The following is a 20,718-nucleotide window of genomic DNA, read 5'->3' on the forward strand; positions in this document are numbered from 1 at the left end:
ATCTTTACTATTTATAGTGATCCATCTCCTTTATAATGTGTTGGAGCTATCGGATGTTCAAGAGAATTTCCCTTTATAATTAATTTGGTTAATTTGTCCAGTCGATTAGGTTTTATGAGGGGTCCAAGAGAATCGAGATAGGGGTGTGGGGTATCAGGTTGATATATGCTGAATTGACCTAAATGATCTCTAAAACTTTTCAAAGGTTGACCCAGACGCAATATACCCAATTCACGGCTTCTTTTCACTCTTGCGATGTTTAATTCAAGTGGAATAATTTCTTCCGTGCCTTCAGACTGGTGAATAACAAGACCGTCCGGCCCACATACAATAGAGCGTCCTGTGCCCCCGGTATCTAATCCGTTGACATCAAAGAAGTAACATTGATTCACGGAAGCCATCGCTCTTACTATAGATAATTCAATATCGCGATCTATGGTACCAGACATCGTAGGATGAAGTATCACTTCAGCGCCCATTGATACCAAAGTCCTAATGGTTTCCGGGAACCACATGTCATAACAAATCGACACCCCAAATCTTCCGACATCGGGCACATCGAACACACAAAATTCTGTTCCCGGTGTTACGCCCACTTCATAAGGATAGAACGGAAACATTTTGCGATAGCGCGTCACTATTTCCCCTTCGGGATTGATAACGGTCGCCGTATTGTATATTTTACCATTACTCTTTTCGAAAATAGATCCCGGAAGTAGCCAGATTCCATATTTTTTCGCCATGGCCTGCATTTCGGCTTCAAACGAACAAGGAATTTCCTGGGCAGTATGTATCAGTGGGCCGTACGCACATAATTCACTAAATAATACCATTTCTATCCACGGATAGAGGGTCATTGTAATATCGAGTTTCAGCTTCATCATTTCCACATTGGAAGCGACCGCTGAAACCTTCATCTGTATTCCTGCAATTGCAAATGGTCTCATAGTTAGTTGTCTATAGCTTTTTTAATTTCATTTTCCAAAATGGACAAACCTTTTTCTAATTCTTCCTGGGTAATTATTAATGGTGAGAGGATGCGAATAATATTTTTATGGGTGCCGGCACTAAGTATAATCAACCCGTTTTCCGAACAACCTTTTACAATTTTGCCACAAACTTCAGAATTAGGCTGCCTCGGATCACTATTTTTAACAAACTCGATCCCAATCATTGCACCAATGCCTCTCACATCGCCTATTTCAGAATATTCCTTCATCAATTTTTTCAAACGGCCCATGATGGTCGCACCGACCTCTTTGGCCCTTTCGTTAAGATCAATGTCTTTCATATATTGAATGGTAGCTGAAGCTGCAACACAACAAACCGGACTTCCTATATAGGTGCCACCTATAGAGCCTGAGGCCGCTGCGTCCATTATTTCTCCCCGCCCGACAACTGCTGCAATGGGAAGTCCCGATCCCATCGATTTTGCGTAGGTACTTATATCTGGCTGTACCCCGTAGTGCTGCCAACTTGCCCAATGTCCGGTACGGCAGAATCCGCTCTGCACTTCATCCATAATTAGTAAGATGCCATGCTCATCGCAAAATTCTCTTAACCCCTCTAAATATGCCTGCGGTATGGGATTAAAACCGCCTTCACCCTGGATAGGCTCTAAAATAATTGCCGCAACACTTTCTATATCAACCAAATTGAGGGCACTTTCGTGAAGTCGTTTGAGTTCATCCTTGACAAAAGTGGCTTCATCCCTGTTACCCCTGTAGCGATAAAAGTTAGGAAATGGCAGCCTGTATACTTCAGGGGCAAAAGGGCCGCAATCATACTTATAACTTACTTTACTTGTTAGCGTCATGGCCATCATAGTTCGGCCGTGATAGGCTCCGGTATAGCATAGAATTGCAGGTCTTTTGGTGGCCTGTCTTGCAATTTTAATGGCATTCTCCACAGCTTCTGCTCCCGTACTGACGAGCATTGCCTTGGTATTTTTACCATGGGGCAATATCTCTGCCAATTCCTCACATAATGCTATATAAGGCTCATAGGTCACAACATTAAAACTGGTATGTAAATATTTGCCTGCTTGTTCGCGTATGGCCTGCACAACAGGTTCCGGACAGTGGCCAGCATTCACAACACCAATGCCTCCAGCAAAATCTATAAGTTCCCGCCCATCAACATCAATAATAATTGCACCTTTGGCTTCTTTGACAGTGGCGGTATTGAACACCCCCACGCCATTGGCTACTGCATTTTTCCTTCTTTCGAAAAGTTCCTGTGATTTTGTTAATTCTTTGATCATACTAAGTATTTTCTTTTTTATAAGATAAGCTTAAATAAAATAATTTTTATATTAATTTCTATATTTTTCTTGGACAATTTTTTTGAGCTACGGGAGTAGATTTATGAAATCATTTTACTCATTATTTTTCCTGATGAGTTGTATAAGAGTTTCAGAACATAAATACCACTATTCCAGCTTATTTCGTAAAGATTTTGCTTAGGGGTTTCTACATGGTAAATTTGCTGAAGTCCATCATTGTTATAGTTTCCTGTAAAATTTTGTTGCACTTGTTTTGGAGTAATGTCTAATGATACCGGAGTAATTGTTTCAAGCCATTTGCCCTCACTACTGAATAATGCGAAGTGTTCTTCTTTTTTGAAGTGAAAGGTTACTTGCCATCTAAAAACATCAATCTGTTTCCATTGTATAAATGAAGCTTTGGGATATTTGGATTTGAATGCAAGGCATACGGTTTTACCGGGTATTACATGATTGCTTTTGAAAACGTTCAATAATGCTAAGTTTAACAGGTAATTAAATTTTTTATAAAAAGTCATAGCGCAGGTTGTATATTATCCAACCATGTTTTTTTTCTAAGAAAGAGAGCAAATATTGGAAATAGTTTAAATAGATTTTTTTGAAACCATTTTTATTCAGTAAAAGTTTTATCTAGTTACAAATGAAGAATTACTTATACTTTGCTCACAATAATCTTACCCCATAATTAAAAGTATAAAGTTATTTGATTTCATAAGCCAATACAGCTACCTAAGTAGCACTTGGGTGAAATTTGTGATACCTGGTAATTAATAACTTTAGAATGACAGATGACGTGGTTCTCCAAAAAAGTTAATTAAGGAATATATTTTTCTTCAGCAATTGATAATAGCAGTTCCAGATTCTTAACATTAATTTGTTTGCGACTTACCGAAATTGCTCCACAACGTTTTAATTCCTGGATATGCCTGCTCACAACTGCCCGAGTTGTGCCAATGAGTCCGGCAATCTCATCATTTGGTAAATTATTGATTAATTCTAATTTTCGGGTTTCTCCATTTATATTTTTAAGGAGCAATGCAGAAAGGCGTACCAAAGTGCTGTGAAGGGTAACATCAGTGGCAACATCCATGAGTTGTCGCATACGGTCCCCCAGATAATATAAAATGGCTTTGTGCATTACCGGATATTTATTAATCCAATGACGCATTTGTTCCATAGGGATTTTTAAGACCACTAATGAATCCAAAGCTTCCCAATAAACATCATGAGGCTTAGTGTCCAACAAAGATAAAACATCAAAAACATCACCCTTAGACAGCACAAAAACCGTATGTTCCCTGCCTGTATCCGGATTAGACTTATAGACTTTTAACCTGCCGGATACGATGAAGTGGAAGGTGGATACTACATCTGTACTGCTTTTAAAACTTTTCGCCCTCCAATGTTCCTCCGACATTGAATGTAATAGTTCTTTAATAGAGTCAGTACTGGAATCCTTAAAAAAAGGCGATGAGGTAAGTGTCTGTAAATATTTAAGAAAATGATTATTCTCTGATTTCATGAATTGAATAAAATTAAAGTTACTAAAATTTTATAATACTTGAGATCAACCTATAAATCTGCGACATTTAAGCAATTAAATACATGGGAAATTCAGAATTCGTTTAACCATTCATTAGAAGAGTTATAAACAACTAACAATTAATGTATTAAGACAATATCATTTGGACTGAGGACATTATAGATTTTTGATTATCCTACTAAGACTTAGCGAGTACCTTCAAAAGCGAGTCACAACCACCATTTCTAATAAAATTGGTGTGATCATCGAGCGTATTGAAATTCATTCCTGTAATATCATCACATCGTATTTTAGATCCGGTAGTCTCATAAAATGTTACTAATGTTTTTTTTATACTTGGATTTTTCAACGACGATTTTTTGGATTCTTCCCGGTGCCAGGCGAGCGATTTCATCCATATGGCGGCACTCAACGCACCACAAGCAGCTCCGCTTAATCCCGTAACACCTGCAAAAACTGATTTAGTACTTACAAAAGTTCCTTAAAAAATAATACCGATAGGGGCTAAGACCTTCGCAGTTCTAATTACTAAACCCCTTTTAATAAAATCTTTTTACTGGATTTTAGAGACTTGGTCATAAACTTTGTATTCAATCTAAAAGCATCAATTGAAAAGAAACTTTATGGTAGCATTGGGTGTAATGCCCAGTGAGGTTTGAATTACTTGTTGTGCGTTACCTAAATTGTCCAATCTGAAAAAAGTATTGATAATATTTTCCCTGTTTAACAGGTTCCATATGGATATCCCGGCCTGCAAATCAGTTTTGTTGCTTAGCCGGGTTGTATAAATTGTTGAGACATCCAATCGCAAATAATCGTTCAATTGATCGGAATTTACTGCAGCATAATTAATATTTCCATCAACAATTTCATCGCCCGTTGTGAGTGGAGTAAAGGGTCTTCCGGTACGCCAATTGACCCCTGCAGCTACTTGTAATTTATTGGTAGAAAAAGTAACGCCTGATGAAATAGCATGCGTAATGTCAAAATTACTACGAAATTCAGGTTCAGGTAATTCTTCAAAACGGTATTTGCTATTCAAATAGCCGTAACTCAACCAAATGTTCCAGTCCCGGATTTGTTTTCTGAGCAAGAAGTCCACCCCGTAAGCATCGTATTGTCCTGAAGTTCTTACAAACTCATATTGATCCAGGAAACCCTGACTTTGGGTAGTAATACCATTAACCTCTTTAACAAAACCAACGGCATGGACCAGCCAGTTTAATCTTTCATAACTCAAACCCAATGAACCTTGTTTACTTTGGATTATAGGAACGTCAGCATCATTTGAAAGCTGCCAACGCCGTTTTTCCAGCCCTAAAAAGTCACTTTGAAAGTTAATGACCTGTGATGTATTTTGATGCTTGAACTCGCCTAGCACCTCAAGATTGAACCATTGGAGAAACTTTTGGTTAAGACTCAGTCGTGGCTCCCATAGCTGTTTTTGGAATTTATCCAGATAATTGAAACGTAAGCCAGCGTTAACAGATGTACTACTATTGGGTGTTGACCAATCAATTTCTGTAAATATTCCGTGTGTCCTCAATACCTCACTTTCCAATCTACGAAAGATTGGATCGTCTACATCATCCAAATTCGTGATTTTAGTCTCCACAAAATGATATCCGTTGCGCCATTCGAAATTTTGATATATTTTATTCTTTACCAGAGCACGCACTCCGGTTTCGGAAACTACATTTTCCTGCAAAAAACGCTGCTCTTGTAAGACATTAGAATTAATAGCCCTTAGTTTATAATCTGTTTCATAAATGGAGAACTCGGTGGTCATATTTGGGTTCCATTTCCTGAGATAATAAAAGCTTCCGGCAATACTGTTTTGGTCAAGACTACTTTCGCGAATCTCCTCATTAGCATTGACCAGGGCACTTTCATTAAAAACAACCTCGTTGGCCGTATATATAAAGTTGAATCGCAAAAAATCTTTGTCCGTAGGTCTAAACAGTAATCTAAGCGAGGTATCATAGAAATCGAATTTAATATCCGAATTGGTAATGGTATCCACATTCGCAGAAATCTCAGTGTCCTGGGTTATACGATCAAAATATTCAGAGTAGGTGGGAGTCTCAAAGAAATCGCTTATGGACTTTCTTGCTGCCACTTGAACCGAAGCATTTTCACCCAATGGCAAGTCAATATAACCGTTGGCATCTATAAGATTGATGCTGATACTTCCGTTCGTATCCGGATTGATATTCTTGTCCGTACTCATGGCTATAGTACCTGAAACCCCATCGGTATAGGCGGCAGAACTACCATTTTTTTGTAAAGTAACCTTCTGGGTGATATTAGGGTTATACATGGAAATGAGACCGAAAAAATGTCCGGACTGATACATTTTAATATCATCCCATAAAATCAGGTTCTGGTCATTACTTCCGCCACGAATATTGATGTTCGATACGGTTTCATCAACACTTTGAATGCCTGGAAGTGCTTGTATAGACCTTAGTACATCGTCTTCAACAAGCCCCGGTAATATTGTAAACTGGTCAAAATTCAATCGAAAGGAACCATTATCCAACTTGTCTATTCCCCTTATAAGATAATCGGTCAACACAATTTCAGGTAATTGTTCCTGCTCAGACACCAGGTGTATATTAACGCATTCCTGTGTATTGAAAAAACGTAACTCCCGCCGAATGGTCTTGTGCCCAATATGTCTGATGAGGACAACATCTGAAATCTTTGTTAAGGGCAGTTCAAAATAACCCAGATCATTGGTAACCGTACCCCGACCATTACTTTGCACCGTGGTGTATGGCAAGGGCTCTTGTGTATCCTTATCACGTATGTACCCGCAAAGTTTGATGGGTCTGGACTTTATAGAAATTACGGATTCTGAAACAAAAACAAAATCCAACATTGTCTGTGCATTTAAATAATCGACGACTTCTTTCAATTCCAGATTCGTTTTGGGCTGTCTGAGCTGTATATCTTCAATTAGTTCTGAAGCATAGTTGAACTGCACCTTATGTCGTTCCTGCAGCTCTGTCAATATGGAAATGAGTGGCTTGTACACATCCGTTTGTTGCCCAAAAATAGATGCGTTGTAAAGCAAAGTAATTAGGTAAAAAAATAAAATGAGCTTATTTCTCACGTGGTTTCACCCTGACTTTGTTGGTTGCTAAAATTGTATACTCCAAATCCAGAGGTTCGGTAATGGATCTCAGGGCATTGTCCAAACTATCATGCACAAAACCTCCGGTGAAAAGCTGCTCAATATTTACATTTTCATATATAATGCTTACGCCATATTGTCGTTCGAGTTCGGCAAAGACCTCTGATACCGCAACTCTTTGAAAATCGCTGATATTCTTGGTCCACTGGGGAACATTATACATATTTTTTCCAATAGTCACAATTCCTTCTAGAATTCGAAAACTACCTCCTTGCTCCAATATCTCCTCATGGCCTTCTGCGTTTACTTTTACCCTACCTTCAAAACATCTCACCTCAAAAAAACTTCCTCTTTGCAGGACATTGAATTCGGTACCAAGAACGCTGACGGTGCCCTTAGGGGTAACAACATCAAACTTCGCTCCTTTAGCCACATCAAAAAAGGCTTCCCCTTTTAGTTTAATCTCCCTTTTTTGGTTCCATTTTTTTGCATTATATGCAATTTCAGATAAGGCGTTTACTTTAACCGAAGAATTATCAGGTAGAATAACAGACACTTTTTCACCTACCTGTGTATGTATTTTGGTTAAGTTTTCATTGAAAAAGAAATAATATAGTGCAAATCCTAAGACAAAAACACTTGCTATACGCATCAATGGTCTTATCCAGATTATTTTTTTGACTTCTGAATCAGAACCTTTAAGCCGTACATTTAGTTTTTTGTAATCTGTGACTGCAGAGAATTGGGAAGCCTTAAAGGAAGAAGCGCTATCGATCACATCTTTATAAAAAGGGGCATCTTCCAGGGCTTCAAAAGCCTTAGCTTCCTCAGGACTTAACTCATCAGCCAGCCATTTTCTTATCAAGTAATCCTTGTCCATAAGCACACCTGTTTAATTATATAACAACTTAGTTTGGATTTTTCCTGATTATTTTAGTTTAAATCCATCCAATTCATTTTTTAGTACATTAAATGCGGTGTAAATTCTATATTCCACCACCTTTCTTGTAACCCCTAACATTTTAGCTATTTCATCGTGCTTTTTGCCCTCTGCTTTGTTTAACAAAAAGGCTGTTCTCTGTTCATCTGTCAAGTTTGAAAGTACCTTTTGATATTTTTTAAAGTATTCTTCTTTCTCCATAAGAAATTCAGGAGATTCGTTGGTATGGTCCTTTGGGCTCACAGCCTGGTATTTTAAGACTACCTTTTGGTGTTTGATTTCATTCAGCATTAAATTATTGGCCACGGTATATAAAAAGGATTTGGCCTTATTAACCGTTACTTTTTTGCAGTTTTCCCATAGTTTAATGAATGCCTCCTGCACCTTATCGTTAGGATTAAGCTTTTCACCATACTTATAATAAAGGTAATTATGGAGGTCGCTGGCCAATTTGCTGTACAGTAGTTCAAAAACAGAATCTTCGCAAATATCCTTATGTAGATCTTTCTTCAAGTTGCAATGGTTAATCAGCCTCAAATCTATGAAAATAATTTTCTTTAAAATTTTTCAGGAATTTTATAGTTAGAGTTGTTCTATATATAAACACCGGAAAATATTTTGATATGAAATCCCCTTTTATTAATCTAAGCCTGCTTATTTTAGGATTATCCTTGTTGCTTACCTCGTGCCGGGAAGAAGAATCTGTTTTAATTGAAGGACCGCAGGAAGAAACCCTTAAAGCCAACTCCAACGTTGCAAACCTGTTGCAGAATACTACTTCAAATGATGGATCTGATGACAATATCATTGACAACGCAAGTTGTATCAGCATTGAACTACCTGTGACGGTACAAATTGACGGGTTGGAAATCGTGGTGGATGACCCCAATGATTTTCAGACCATTGAGGACATTTTTGACGAATTTGATGATGACGATGATGTTCTTGATATAATCTTCCCAATAACCATTGTCTTGAACGACTTTACCGAAGTAGTAATAACAGGTATGGATAGTCTTGAAGTTTTTACTGATGATTGTAATGGTGAAAATGAGTATGATGATGACATTGAATGTGCCGATATAAAGTACCCGGTTACAGCATCTTTATTCAATTCTAATAATGAGGTTATTGACACCATTACATTTTCCAATGACCAGGAACTTTATGAGTTTATTGATGATTTGGATGAAAATGATATTGTTAATATAAACTTTCCAATAGCCATAATTCTATTTGATGGCACAGAGGCGCAGGCTTCCAACCTTCAAATGCTTGAAACTATTTTAGAGGATGCCAGAGATGATTGTGATGAGGATGATGATAATGATTATAATGATGATGATTGCGACAATTGTACCACAGACCAGCTATCTGATGTACTGGTAGCTTGTTCGGACTGGGGCGTTGATAAATTGGAGCGTAATGATCAGGACCTTGAAGATTTATACTTGGCCTATCAATTTAATTTTGCGAATGATGGTACATTAACCGCCGAATCTGATACCGATATGTTTTCAGGGACCTGGGAAACGGATGGTTCAGGTAACAATATTTCCGTTATAATCAACATACCGAATCTATCCGACTTCAATGCCACATGGAACCTTCATGAAATTGATCAGAATGCCAGTGAAAGTGATGTGGACCTTAGAATGGGTGATGACCGTTTACGCTTTAGAACTACTTGTAATAACAATGGCGGCAATGATAATACCGGCATTGATGATAGTGCCCTTGTCCAAGAGTTGACCACAGGAGACTGGTACATAACCAATTATTTTGACGATGTTGATGAAACAGCATCTTTTAGCTCTCTGGTTTTCAATTTTGCCACAGATGGTACGGCGACGGCTAACGGGGTAGGAATGACCACGAACGGTACATGGTCTACTTCTGCAGGTGATGAAACCCTTTTGGAATTGAACTTGAATTTTGGACTTACCCCGCCTTTTGACGTGTTGGAGGAAGACTGGGATGTACTGGAAGTAACAAATGAAATCATTCGGCTAAAAGATATTAGTGGGGGAGATGGTACCACAGACTTCCTGACCTTTGAGAGAAATCCGGCGAGCAATGGCAACGGTGGATCAGATTTAAGCTCCGTGCTGGTTGACGGAAGCTGGACGGTCTCATCCTACCTGGAGGACGGCAACGATCAAACCAATGATTATGAAGGTTTTACAATTGTTTTTGATGCCGATGGCAGTGTTACTGCAACCAACGGAAGTATAACAAATGGTACTTGGTCTGCACAAAACGGAGACAATAAATTGGTGTTGGATTTCGGCGTTACCATCCCACTTGATGAGTTCAATGATGACTGGGATGTCATAGCAGTGTCTGACACGCAGATAGAACTACGTGATGTTAGTGGTGGTAATGGCACTACAGATACATTAATCTTTACAAAACAATAATCCAAATACAAATACTATGAAAAAGAATATTTTAAATTCCGGAATTTTTATTGCCTTATTACTCATAGTGGCCTGTTCCAGCGACAATGATAATGATGAAATTGCCAATCTGGCCCAATTACAGGCAGACGTTGAAGAAATTACAAATACCGCAATGACCGGTCCATGGGTAATTACCAACTTTGTGGATTCCGATAAGAATGAAACAACAAACTTTAATGGGTATGGCTTTAATTTTAACAGCGATGGAAGCCTCGTGGCCGATAATGGCAACACTACCATAACGGGTACCTGGTCTGTTACTATAGATGATGATTCTAATGACGATATGGATGACGATTCCGGCGAAAGTAGCTCGGATGATGATTGCAATAGTTGTACAGTAGATCAACTTACAGATGTGCTGACGGCCTGTGATGATTGGTTTGTAGACAAATTGGAAAGAAACGACAATTCACTAGAAGATAACTTCACAAGTTACAAGTTTAACTTCTCGGCAGACGGGATGGTAACCGTAGCCACTGGTTCAGAAGATTATACCGGTAACTGGGAGGCTTCGGGTAGTGGCAACAGTATTGAGGTTATAATTACGATAACGGATTTACCTGATCTTGAAGATACATGGACCTTACATGAAATTGAGCTCTACAACGGAGAAACTGATGTAGATTTGAGAATTAATGGAGAAGACAGGCTTCGTTTCAGAAATCAGTGTACCCTGGGCAATTTTAATGGTGGTACATCTACAGGTGAGATTGATTTTAACATATTCTTCGCCTCCCCGGCAGACTTCAATGAACTTTCAGAAGATTGGAACATTGTCTCCTATTCAGGAAATAAAATTGAGTTAATCCATGAGAGTGGAGGTAATGGCGGAACAGACTTATTGACCTTTGAAAAGCAGTAGACCCCGAACTTAGATACCTACCATACCTTCTATTGCCCCGCTATGATAAAGAAGGTTTTCTTAACCGTCCCTGACTTCTGTTCAGGGGCGGTTTTAGTATATTTATCCTAAATAATCTTTATTTATCAAGATTTCCCTATGGATACTGACAACTTAAATTCGTCGTCATACAACTCGGTTTTGAAAAAAATAGCTGAAGCTGGAGAGTTGATAAGCATTGAAAAGGATACTGAGATACTGCGGGTGGGACAATTTGTAAAGGTCATACCACTTGTTCAAAAAGGGCTGATCAAAGTCTACACCAGATATGAAGACCGGGAGCTTTTGCTGTACTATATACAGCCCAGCCAAAGTTGCATCATGTCTTTTTCTGCCAGTATCAATAACGAACCTAGTCAGGTATTTGCTGTTACCGAGGAAGATACAGAAGCAATACTTATTCCAGTATCTAAATTGGATACCCTAACCAGGGAGAACCCCCGCTTAAATGACTTCTTTTTTCAACAGTACAAAGGCAGATACGCAGAACTTTTGGATACCATACACTATGTATTGTTCGACAAAATAGATAAACGTTTGCATCGTCATCTTAAGGATAAAATTGCTCTTAAAGGAGAAAATCCGGTTCAAATATCCCATCAGCAGTTGGCAAATGAGCTAGGAACTGTTCGGGAGGTGGTTAGTAGGGTTTTGAAAAAATTGGAGGGCGAAGGTATGGTCAGACAACAGGGCAATACCATTCAGGTATTCAACCTGTGACTAAAGTCACTGCATACCATGATTCTCTTACTTAATTTTGTGTATAAGAATTACGTGCAAGAAAATTATAAAGCTGTTCTTGGTTTGTATTATATACAAGCGATAGTCTGGCTCGTATAAAATTTGTCTAACTAACATATATTATCATGAAAAAAAATATGGGCTCTGCGGATAGAATCATTCGTTTTATTGTAGCTGCAATTATTGCAGTGCTTTATTTTACAGAAATAATAGGGGGTACATTAGGAATTGTTCTACTGGTATTGGCAGGTGTTTTTGTGCTGACCAGTTTTGTGAGCTTCTGTCCGCTGTACGCACCTTTTGGAATAAGTACTTGTGCCGTAAAAGAGGCAGAGCAAAAGTAGCTGTATACCTCTTATTTTGTTTAAAGAGAGCGATTTATCGCTCTTTTTTTTAGTCGGACCCTATCTAACTCAATAACCGATCGGACGATTTTTAATTTTTTTTCAGGAATTTTTTGGATTCGGTTGTTATATATATGAATCCCAAAAGAAAAGCGTTTTAAATCTTACTTATTAACCAAATTTTATTGTAATGAAAAATTCATTAATTATTTTAATTGCTTCGGCCTTGTTTAGTACAGGTTGTTCTAAGGATGACAATGACGATAGCAGAATTCGTCTTAGCCTAAATGCCTTGAATGCCAGTGTTACTAATGCGAAGTCTAACTTTTTTACAGGTAAAAACAACGAAAATGTAGTTTTTACCGATTTCCGCATTTCAATCCGTGATGTAGTTTTCAAGAACGATGACGACCCTAATAGTAATCTAGATACTGACGAAATTCAATTTAGGGGCCCTTACCAAATAGATTTGTTGAGTGATGGTAATGCATTGTCGCAAACTATTGGTGATGTAGTGGTCCCGGATGGCATGTATAAAGAACTTCGTTTCAAATTTCACAAGGATGAAGATTTGCCAGCAACTGATAAATTATTCGACAAATCAATTTATATAGAAGGAACAATAGACGGTCAGCCATTTGTCTTCTGGCATGATACCAGTGAAAACCTGGATGTAGGCAGAAGCACTGGTGTTAAAGTTGCAGGAACGGTGATAAACTTCGCTGTAGAGTTTGATATGTCACAATTCTTAAGTTCGTTAAAACAAATAGATTTAAACCAGGCCTTAGACGGTAATAAAAATGGTATTATTGAAATTTTTCCAAATGATGAAGATGGCAATCGGGATATTGCCGATGACCTAAAGGACAATATCAAAGAAACTGCTGATTTAATCAATGAGTAACGGCAAATTTTTGCATTCAAAAAACATCCTTGAGAATTATCTCAAGGATGTTTTTATTTTATAAACCATATTATTTTCTGATAATCGAAAAAGAAGTCTTTTTGCATTAGCAAATATCAATTTGAATAAAGTCCATTATTATTCAAATTATGATGGCAAATTTGGAAACCTAAGAGTTGATTATTGGTTTATTCTCCGTTGTGAGGTATGTACCATACATCCTTTTCCAGATCCACGCCTCCACCCATTTCTTCCTGAACTACCCTATCAATGATATAAATGCCTTTTTTAGCCATTTCATCAAAAGTATCTAAACCATCATTTGGAAAGTTAACCCGGGTTCTATGGATATTGAATTTATCAGAAAATTTACGTCCGAAAGCCTCCTCTACACCTTCTTTCCCAAGCATAAAGCCCAAAAGCCCACCCCAGGTGGCGGTGGGGTTATCAGAATCCCATCCGGCCAGTGCTCCAATCTTAATTGTCTCTTTAATGTCCCCTTCTCCGTAAAAAAGACTCACTATGCTTGCCCCAAAATTAATGCCTGCAGCGAAACAACCATTACAGAAAATATTTTTTGAGGTTATGGTATACCCATCTTCCTGGTTTACCTGATAGCGCTCATATAAATCATCACGGGCTTTCTCCCATGGGATGTTTGCATCGTATTTGCCTTTTACAAAGTCGTACATTTTCGCGGCATATGAATCATTGGGAAGGTGCTCTCTGGCTTGCACGGCCATCCACGCTATTTGTTCTTTTTGGCTCAGGCTTTTATCAACCTCTGAGGCCAATGAATACATGATGACATAGAATTCAGAAATCCATTGAGCGTTTTCACGAGCAGTTGTTTGTATGGGTAAATTTGCCATTTTTAGAGCAATATCGGGCCGGGCAGGCGCAAAAAGGCCAAATATCTCAGTAGTCAGCTGGGCATCAATCATCTCATGGTAATTGTCATAGATACTGTCTTTAGTAATTTGTGGGTCACTTGTTTCAGGGGGTACCGCACCATTGAGCATCATATCAAGTGCTTTTTGATTCGAGACCCATAAGAAGTTTTCCTCTTCATGTTTTATATGCTTCAGCCATCCTTCCTTAATTTGCTTTCCGCTTAACATGCTGGTCTTATTCGTATACAACAAATGCTGATACATATATTCAATATCTGTATCATCATCTGCACCCCAAATCTCATCTTCATCTCTAAAGACAAAGTCTATGTTATCTGATAATTCACTTGGCAGACCCTCACCCCAAATACTTGGCTGGTCTGGCTTTCCCCAATCTTCCCTGGTGTAGAAGGGTCCTGTTTTTATTTCACCAATATTTCCAATTTTATCCATTTCGGTTACCAAACCGGTCCAATTGGCAATGCACTGACCCAACCAAAAGCCATATAGTTTGTTTGAATAGTCTGCACGAGAAATAACCATGTCCGTTACTTCTGGAGCATAGGCACTATATTCAAGTCCAGGATCGGTCAAGGCATTTTTAACCTGTTTTACCTCTTCCTTATGGGCATCCTTACAGGACAAAACCATTAAAACAAATACAAGGGTAGTTCCCGTTAAACATAGAGTTTTAAGTGCGTTCTTCATTTTAAACTGTTTTTCATCTGTTAACAAATCTAAGTAGATAAATTTTAATCAAAATCTTCAACTTTTAACTGTTTTTCAAGCCAGTATCTATCATCTCTGAATTCATAGGCTGTGGGGTTAAAATCCCCAACAAGTTCTACATCTGCCTTTTCAGGAACAGGCATATTCAAACTCCAGAATACGCTATTAACTAATAACCTTCGTGTGCCTTCGTTCAACATATCACTTGCTGAACCTATAGTCGATGTAAATACTTTCCCTTTTTTTCCATCTGGAATTTGATAGCTTTTGGTCCACGCTATGGGCATCAGAATATCATTAACCTTAACCCCTTTGTCATTCTCTGTAGCGGCTTTACTATCCGTGGGCCTCATTCCATAAAAAAGATCTTCTTCATTAAAGGCTCCTTCACGTTCTATGACTTCTCCGAGAATAATGGGTTGTGAATCGCCCGGAAGCGGCAACCTAACTCCATAAACATCTGTGGGCCCCCAGATATCACCATCTTTAATCCCGTGAGTGATAGGGTGGTTTTTGCCAGTTTCAGCTACAATTCCCCTGGTACTTTGATGCTTGTGGTGTCCGTGATGAGAAATCCATTTCTCACCTAAAACCAGGCGCCCAAAACCGTCTGCCCATTCTTTTTTATCACCGGCATACCCGTTGCTGTAATGTTTGAAATTAGACTTGGATTCCGAATCAAAATTAAAGGCGTGGGTAGCTGTTCGGATACCAATGACCGGCCTGCCACTTTTCAAATAATTATCTATGAGTTGCATTTGTTCGTCCGGTAGTGCCCTAAATCTGGTGAAGATCACCATCAAATCTGCTGTATTCAAGGCATCCAGCCCGGGAATGTTTTTGACATAATTTGAATTTATAATTCCTGGTTTGGAAGGATCCTGCGCAAATAACACTGTGCACTTAAAACCGTGTTTGGCCGATAAAATTTTGGCCAGCTGTGGTAAAGCCTCCTCAGATCGGTATTCCTCATCTCCCGAAATTAAAACGACATGCTTTGCCTTGTTGGCTTCGGCGTTAAATGTGAGCCATTCTTTAGGACCTGGTTCTGACTCTTCTGAAGTTTTTTTATCTGTTTTTTGCCCGCAAGCCGTTATCAAGAGACAACCAATAAATAGGACTAATGCTTTTTTCATGAGTAAGGTTTAATTGCGGGCTAATTATCAGATTTCCATGCCTTTTTTTATAAAAGCATATCCCCGGGTGTACACTTCCTCCATTGGTGAATAATCGCGCCAGACATTAATTGCATTGGCAAATTCAGGAATAATTGTACTAAAAGCCTCAATAGTAAGCCAGCCCTTATAATCGATTTCCTTTAAGGTACTGAACACTTCATCCCAGTTCACTTGTCCGCTTCCGGGGGTGCCCCGGTCATTCTCACTAATATGTACATGCTTTAAATAGGGAGCTATGGTCTTAATTGCTTCGGCCTGACTTTTCTCTTCAATGTTTCCGTGGTGTGTATCGTACATGGCACCAAGACTCGGATGATTTACTTGCTCGGCTAAAGTCTTTAAATCGGTCATCGTGTTGTAGAGGTAACATTCAAACCTGTTTAATGCCTCAGGTGCAAGAATAATATTGGCCTCACTGGCAAGTTCAGCCGCTTTTTGCAGCATCTCAATACTCCATTGCCTTTCTTCCTCCTTAGGGGGCTGACGTGTGAAATACGCAAAGCTGGAATGGAATGGGCCACAAATTACCTCTGCATTTAGAGCTGCTCCCATATCAATAGACCATTTTAGCTTCTCTAAGCCAGCCAGGCGGGTATTTTTATCAGGACTGGCAATATTTTCTTCCGGTGCCAGAGAGGCAACGCAAGTAATTCCCATTGCTATATCGGAGAAATACCTGCCAAGCCTGGAATAGTGTTGTTCATTACCTTCACCCAAAAATAATTCAATCCCGTCGTATCCGGTTTGTTTTAAGGTATCTACAATGCCATAGTGTTGCTCCGTAACATGATTGGTCCAGAGCAACATATTCATTCCAATTTTCATTTCAAAATTTTATAAGTGTGAAATAGAAAGAAAACCGCTGTCAAGCTATATGACAGCAGTTCTATTTATATTGTATCAACAAATTATTAAAGACTAGGCTGCCACAGGTTCCGCCTTACGATTTTTAATCCAGAACCAGAGAATAATAAACAGTACAATTAAGATGCCGGGGAATAAGACCATAGTTCCAAGGGTTTCCTGTCCGGCCACCAATTCCAGTTCATCTCCTGTAAGCCCCATGGCAGCTGCTTCGGCTTTATCAGAATCAATCCATTTACCTATAATAGGTTGAAATATGGAAGTTGAAAACATGCCAACAGCGCCAATAACAGACATTCCCAGTGCTCCACTTTTCGGAATTTTATCCGCAGTAAAACCTATCATATTCGGCCAGAAATAAGCGATTCCCAGGGCAAATATTACGGCTGCTACATAAGCCATTCCACCGGTTTGTGTGCTAAAAAGATAGATGCCGATAGTTGCCAAAATTGATGACCCCAGCAATACACCGGTCTGGTCAAATTTTTTCACCACAACGCCTCCAAAATATCTTGCTACGGCCATTAAACCTGTTACCAGTGCTAAAATTAGCATAGGCTGTGCACCACTTTTGGACAAGATAAGCCCAACCCATTGTTGCGGACCAAATTCAGTTATTGCCGTTAAAGCCATACAAACCATCATAAATATAAATAATGGAGAGAACATCGATTTAAAGTTGCTTCCAATTGAAGCCGCCTCCTCAATTTTTGCTTTGGGCCAGGGTTGTCCAAAAAACATATAAGCATATATCAAAGTGGGCACCAAAATAACCCAAATTTGAGATTCCCATCCAAACCCGGCATCTGTCATAAATTTAGAAACCAGACTTCCAATAACTATTCCTCCTGGAAACCACATATGGAATCTGTTCAACATTTTGCTCATCCTGTTGCCCTGATAGGCATCGGCAATCATCGGGTTACATGCGGCCTCTGTACAGCCGTTGCCCAGGCCTATGAGCAAAGTTGAAATCAGTAACCCTACATAACTGCCCGAATAAATGGTCATTATAATACCAACGGCATGAGCGAAAAAAGCGAATTGCATAATTCTTTTACCACCAACTGTGTGATATATCAATCCACCTATGACCATAGATATAGGAAATCCTAAGAACCACATCGAATTAATAAAACCTAATTGTTCTGCAGATAGACTTAGTTCTTCTCCCAGCTGAGGAAGAATACCGGCCCGTATACTAAAAGATAAAGCGGTAGTGATTAAGGCAAAACAACTACCGTAAAAAAGTCGTTGAGAATTAATTTTGGGGGCGTTTGTTGTGTTTTCCATTTGTTTAGTTTTGGTTGATTTACAAACTCATATCAGTGAAAAAGAGTTATTTTGAAAATATAAGTTTAATGTCTTTTTTGCTAAAATCATAATTAATTTTCAATTGTCTTATCTCATATTTGAAAAATACCTTAAATTTTTGTCTAACTGATAAATTTTATTGATAATTGATTTTTAGCTAATTTAGAACAAAATACGGTCGACCGCAGTTAAGAATGCGGAAATTACACACAGCACAAATAAGCAGAAGTATGCAACAAAACAACTATCCAAAATTACATAACGCATCCTGGCCAGGAGTAGTAGGCAAAGGCCCGGATTCTGAACCCCCTATCTCTATCGATACAATGATAGACCTTACTGCGAATGCAGAGGTAGATGGAATTAAATTTGACGGATTTGACCTTTTTCTCTTTGATCCTCATATGAATATTGACGCATCTGATGATGAAATTAAAGTAATGGCCGATAAAGCCAGGGCCAAAAATCTGCAAATAGGGAGTTTGGTTGCGCCCGTCTGGACTCCCACAGGTGGAGGTTCAGCAATGGGCACTAAAGACGAAAGGGCTCAATTCGTGACTCAAGTGCGAAAGTCATGTGTCATTGGCCAAAAACTAAGAGAGATTGGAGTTAGACCTAATGGTATTATTAGAATAGATTCATCTGTTGATCCCGAGACCTGGGCTACAGATCCTGTGGGCAATACCAAGCTAATTGCAGAGACATTTCGTGAGGCCTGTGATGTGGCAGCAGACTATGGGGAATCTCTTGCCGCAGAAGGTGAGATTTGCTGGGGTGGAATGCATGGCTGGAAATCTATGTTAAATACGCTGGAGGCCGTTAACAGGCCTAATATTGGATTTCAGGCAGATATGGCGCATACCCTATTGTATCTTTTAGGGTATAATAAGCCCGACGAAAGAATATTGCCCAAGGACTTTAAATGGGAAGACAGAGATACTTTAACTCAAGGGCTTAAAACACTTACGGCTGCCCTCAGACCCTGGACCATAGATTTTCATGTTGCCCAAAATGATGGTACTGTTTTTGGTGCAGGCTCTCATGATAAAACCGGAAGGCACTGTCAGGCTTCTGATCCAAATGGGAAATTAAATATTCCTGTTGATGCAGGACACTGGCTTAGAAATGAAGATGGAAGTCTAACTAAAAAAATTAGACATATATGTTGGGATGGTTGCATGTTTCCTAATGATGTGATGATACAGCCTAAAACATGGAATGATGTTTTGGGTGCTATGATTAAGGTTCGCGAACAGCATGGCTGGTATGAATCAGTTTAATTGCTAATCTAATACTACATTACTACAAATGGGAACTAAGAAACAAATAAGAATTGGATTAATCGGTTACGGATTTATGGGAAGAACCCATTCCAATGCCTATAAAAGAATGGGGGATTTCTTTCCTGAATTAGAATATCGTCCTGTTCTCAAAGCGGTCTGTGCCCGCAACAAGGAGCGCGTAAAAGCATTTGCTGAACAATGGGGTTACGAATCTTTCGAAACAGATTGGAAAACTTTAATTGCAAGGGATGATATTGATGCTGTGGATATCTGCACGCCAAACAATATGCATGCCCAAATAGCTATAGCCGCTGCAGAGGCAGGAAAGATGGTGCTATGTGAAAAGCCGCTGGCGAGAACAGTAGCAGAGGCACAACCCATGGTGGACGCAGTTGAAAAAGCAGGGGTCAACAGTACAGTTTGGTATAATTACCGTCGGATTCCGGCTGTAACCCTGGCCAAGCAACTTATTGATGCAGGTAAGCTGGGCAAAATATTTCATTATCGGGCTAATTTCTTGCAGGATTGGACCATCAGTCCGGAACTACCCCAAGGAGGAGAAGGCTTATGGCGATTAGACAATGATGCTGCGGGCTCCGGAGTAACTGGTGACCTTTTGGCTCATTGTATAGATACGGCTATGTGGCTTAATGGGGGAATAAAAGATGTATCCGCGGTAACTGAAACTTTTATAAAGGAAAGGGTACATACCGCTTCAGGAGAGGTTCAAAAAGTGGATATTGACGATGCATGTATTTTTCATTGTCATTTTGATAATGGTTCCCTCGGCCTTTTTGAATCTACCCGTTACGCCAGGGGCCATAAAGCGCTTTACACCTTCGAGATTAATGGGGAACATGCTTCTATAAAATGGAATCTTCATGATCTGAACCGTCTGGAGTACTTTGATCACCGGGATGAATCAATAGAACGTGGTTGGCGTTCTATCCATGTTACGGATGGAGATCAGCCTTATATGGATAAATGGTGGGTACCCGGTTTGTCTATAGGCTATGAACATAGCTTTGTACACCAGGTAGCTGACTTCTTTAAAAGTATTGAAACGGGGACGCCCTGTTCGCCAACTTTCAGGGAAGCGCAGGAAACACAAAAGGTATGTGAAGCCGTCCTTGAATCCGCCAAATCCAGAAGCTGGAAAGATACGGGTGTCTCCTGGTAATCAATCAGTAAAACTC

Annotated in this window: 18 protein-coding genes and 1 pseudogene; 7 read left to right on the forward strand and 12 right to left on the reverse strand. The window is 39.2% G+C overall.

Features of this window, described 5'->3' with window-relative positions:
- Positions 1 to 11: 11 nt before the first annotated feature.
- From Q0874_RS07355 to Q0874_RS07390, 8 genes and pseudogenes are all read right to left on the reverse strand, one after another.
- Entirely contained in the window at positions 12 to 947 is a 936-nt protein-coding gene (locus Q0874_RS07355) for a carbon-nitrogen hydrolase family protein (protein WP_299161280.1), read from the reverse strand.
- A 2-nt stretch (positions 948 to 949) separates the two neighbouring features.
- Positions 950 to 2,263 carry an aspartate aminotransferase family protein gene (locus tag Q0874_RS07360; protein ID WP_299161282.1) on the reverse strand — a complete coding sequence of 438 codons (1,314 nt, stop codon included), beginning with the start codon at positions 2,261 to 2,263 and terminating at the stop codon, positions 950 to 952.
- Positions 2,264 to 2,364: 101 nt separating this feature from the next.
- The gene (locus tag Q0874_RS07365; protein WP_299161284.1) at positions 2,365 to 2,757 is read right to left on the reverse strand and encodes a PepSY-like domain-containing protein; all 393 of its coding nucleotides are present in this window, start codon (positions 2,755 to 2,757) and stop codon (positions 2,365 to 2,367) included.
- Between the two features lie 341 nt (positions 2,758 to 3,098).
- Positions 3,099 to 3,806, reverse strand: a complete 708-nt coding sequence (locus tag Q0874_RS07370) for a Crp/Fnr family transcriptional regulator (protein WP_299161287.1) — start codon at positions 3,804 to 3,806, stop codon at positions 3,099 to 3,101.
- Between the two features lie 199 nt (positions 3,807 to 4,005).
- A pseudogene (locus tag Q0874_RS07375) lies at positions 4,006 to 4,281 on the reverse strand (C-GCAxxG-C-C family (seleno)protein); the annotation flags it as partial.
- 150 nt (positions 4,282 to 4,431) lie between these two features.
- A complete protein-coding gene (locus Q0874_RS07380) occupies positions 4,432 to 6,906 on the reverse strand; it encodes a carboxypeptidase-like regulatory domain-containing protein (RefSeq protein WP_299161289.1) in 2,475 nt (824 codons plus the stop codon).
- Between the two features lie 28 nt (positions 6,907 to 6,934).
- Complete coding sequence (locus Q0874_RS07385; RefSeq protein ID WP_299161292.1) at positions 6,935 to 7,846, reverse strand: FecR family protein; 912 nt, start codon at positions 7,844 to 7,846, stop codon at positions 6,935 to 6,937.
- A gap of 48 nt (positions 7,847 to 7,894) precedes the next feature.
- Positions 7,895 to 8,419: an RNA polymerase sigma factor gene (locus Q0874_RS07390; RefSeq protein WP_299161295.1), complete on the reverse strand. Its 525-nt coding sequence runs from the start codon at positions 8,417 to 8,419 to the stop codon at positions 7,895 to 7,897.
- A gap of 110 nt (positions 8,420 to 8,529) precedes the next feature.
- Here Q0874_RS07390 and Q0874_RS07395 point away from each other — a divergent pair, with 110 nt between their 5' ends.
- The 5 genes from Q0874_RS07395 (at position 8,530) to Q0874_RS07415 (ending at position 13,261) form a co-directional block, all read left to right on the forward strand.
- On the forward strand, positions 8,530 to 10,326 hold the full coding sequence (locus Q0874_RS07395) for a hypothetical protein (RefSeq protein ID WP_299161298.1): 1,797 nt from the start codon (positions 8,530 to 8,532) through the stop codon (positions 10,324 to 10,326).
- Positions 10,327 to 10,342: 16 nt separating this feature from the next.
- On the forward strand, positions 10,343 to 11,233 hold the full coding sequence (locus tag Q0874_RS07400; protein ID WP_299161301.1) for a hypothetical protein: 891 nt from the start codon (positions 10,343 to 10,345) through the stop codon (positions 11,231 to 11,233).
- Positions 11,234 to 11,371: 138 nt separating this feature from the next.
- Positions 11,372 to 11,992, forward strand: a complete 621-nt coding sequence (locus Q0874_RS07405) for a Crp/Fnr family transcriptional regulator (RefSeq protein WP_299161304.1) — start codon at positions 11,372 to 11,374, stop codon at positions 11,990 to 11,992.
- A 146-nt stretch (positions 11,993 to 12,138) separates the two neighbouring features.
- Positions 12,139 to 12,357 carry a DUF2892 domain-containing protein gene (locus Q0874_RS07410; RefSeq protein WP_299161306.1) on the forward strand — a complete coding sequence of 73 codons (219 nt, stop codon included), beginning with the start codon at positions 12,139 to 12,141 and terminating at the stop codon, positions 12,355 to 12,357.
- 190 nt (positions 12,358 to 12,547) lie between these two features.
- Complete coding sequence (locus Q0874_RS07415; RefSeq protein WP_299161308.1) at positions 12,548 to 13,261, forward strand: DUF4382 domain-containing protein; 714 nt, start codon at positions 12,548 to 12,550, stop codon at positions 13,259 to 13,261.
- Positions 13,262 to 13,449: 188 nt separating this feature from the next.
- Here the strand turns inward: Q0874_RS07415 and Q0874_RS07420 are convergent, their stop codons facing one another.
- The 4 genes from Q0874_RS07420 to Q0874_RS07435 form a co-directional block, all read right to left on the reverse strand.
- A complete protein-coding gene (locus Q0874_RS07420) occupies positions 13,450 to 14,862 on the reverse strand; it encodes an ADP-ribosylglycohydrolase family protein (RefSeq protein ID WP_299161311.1) in 1,413 nt (470 codons plus the stop codon).
- Between the two features lie 44 nt (positions 14,863 to 14,906).
- On the reverse strand, positions 14,907 to 16,019 hold the full coding sequence (locus Q0874_RS07425) for a ThuA domain-containing protein (RefSeq protein WP_299161313.1): 1,113 nt from the start codon (positions 16,017 to 16,019) through the stop codon (positions 14,907 to 14,909).
- 27 nt (positions 16,020 to 16,046) lie between these two features.
- Complete coding sequence (locus tag Q0874_RS07430) at positions 16,047 to 16,886, reverse strand: sugar phosphate isomerase/epimerase (protein ID WP_299161315.1); 840 nt, start codon at positions 16,884 to 16,886, stop codon at positions 16,047 to 16,049.
- A 93-nt stretch (positions 16,887 to 16,979) separates the two neighbouring features.
- A complete protein-coding gene (locus tag Q0874_RS07435; RefSeq protein WP_299161317.1) occupies positions 16,980 to 18,218 on the reverse strand; it encodes a sugar MFS transporter in 1,239 nt (412 codons plus the stop codon).
- A 251-nt stretch (positions 18,219 to 18,469) separates the two neighbouring features.
- On the opposite strand from Q0874_RS07435, the gene Q0874_RS07440 reads away from it, so the two are divergent.
- Together Q0874_RS07440 and Q0874_RS07445 are read left to right on the forward strand one after the other, a co-directional pair.
- A complete protein-coding gene (locus tag Q0874_RS07440) occupies positions 18,470 to 19,519 on the forward strand; it encodes a TIM barrel protein (RefSeq protein ID WP_299161320.1) in 1,050 nt (349 codons plus the stop codon).
- Positions 19,520 to 19,547: 28 nt separating this feature from the next.
- Positions 19,548 to 20,702: a Gfo/Idh/MocA family oxidoreductase gene (locus Q0874_RS07445; RefSeq protein WP_299161322.1), complete on the forward strand. Its 1,155-nt coding sequence runs from the start codon at positions 19,548 to 19,550 to the stop codon at positions 20,700 to 20,702.
- The last annotated feature ends 16 nt before the right edge of the window (positions 20,703 to 20,718 follow it).

The organism is uncultured Eudoraea sp. (assembly GCF_947490415.1).
GTDB lineage: Bacteria > Bacteroidota > Bacteroidia > Flavobacteriales > Flavobacteriaceae > Eudoraea.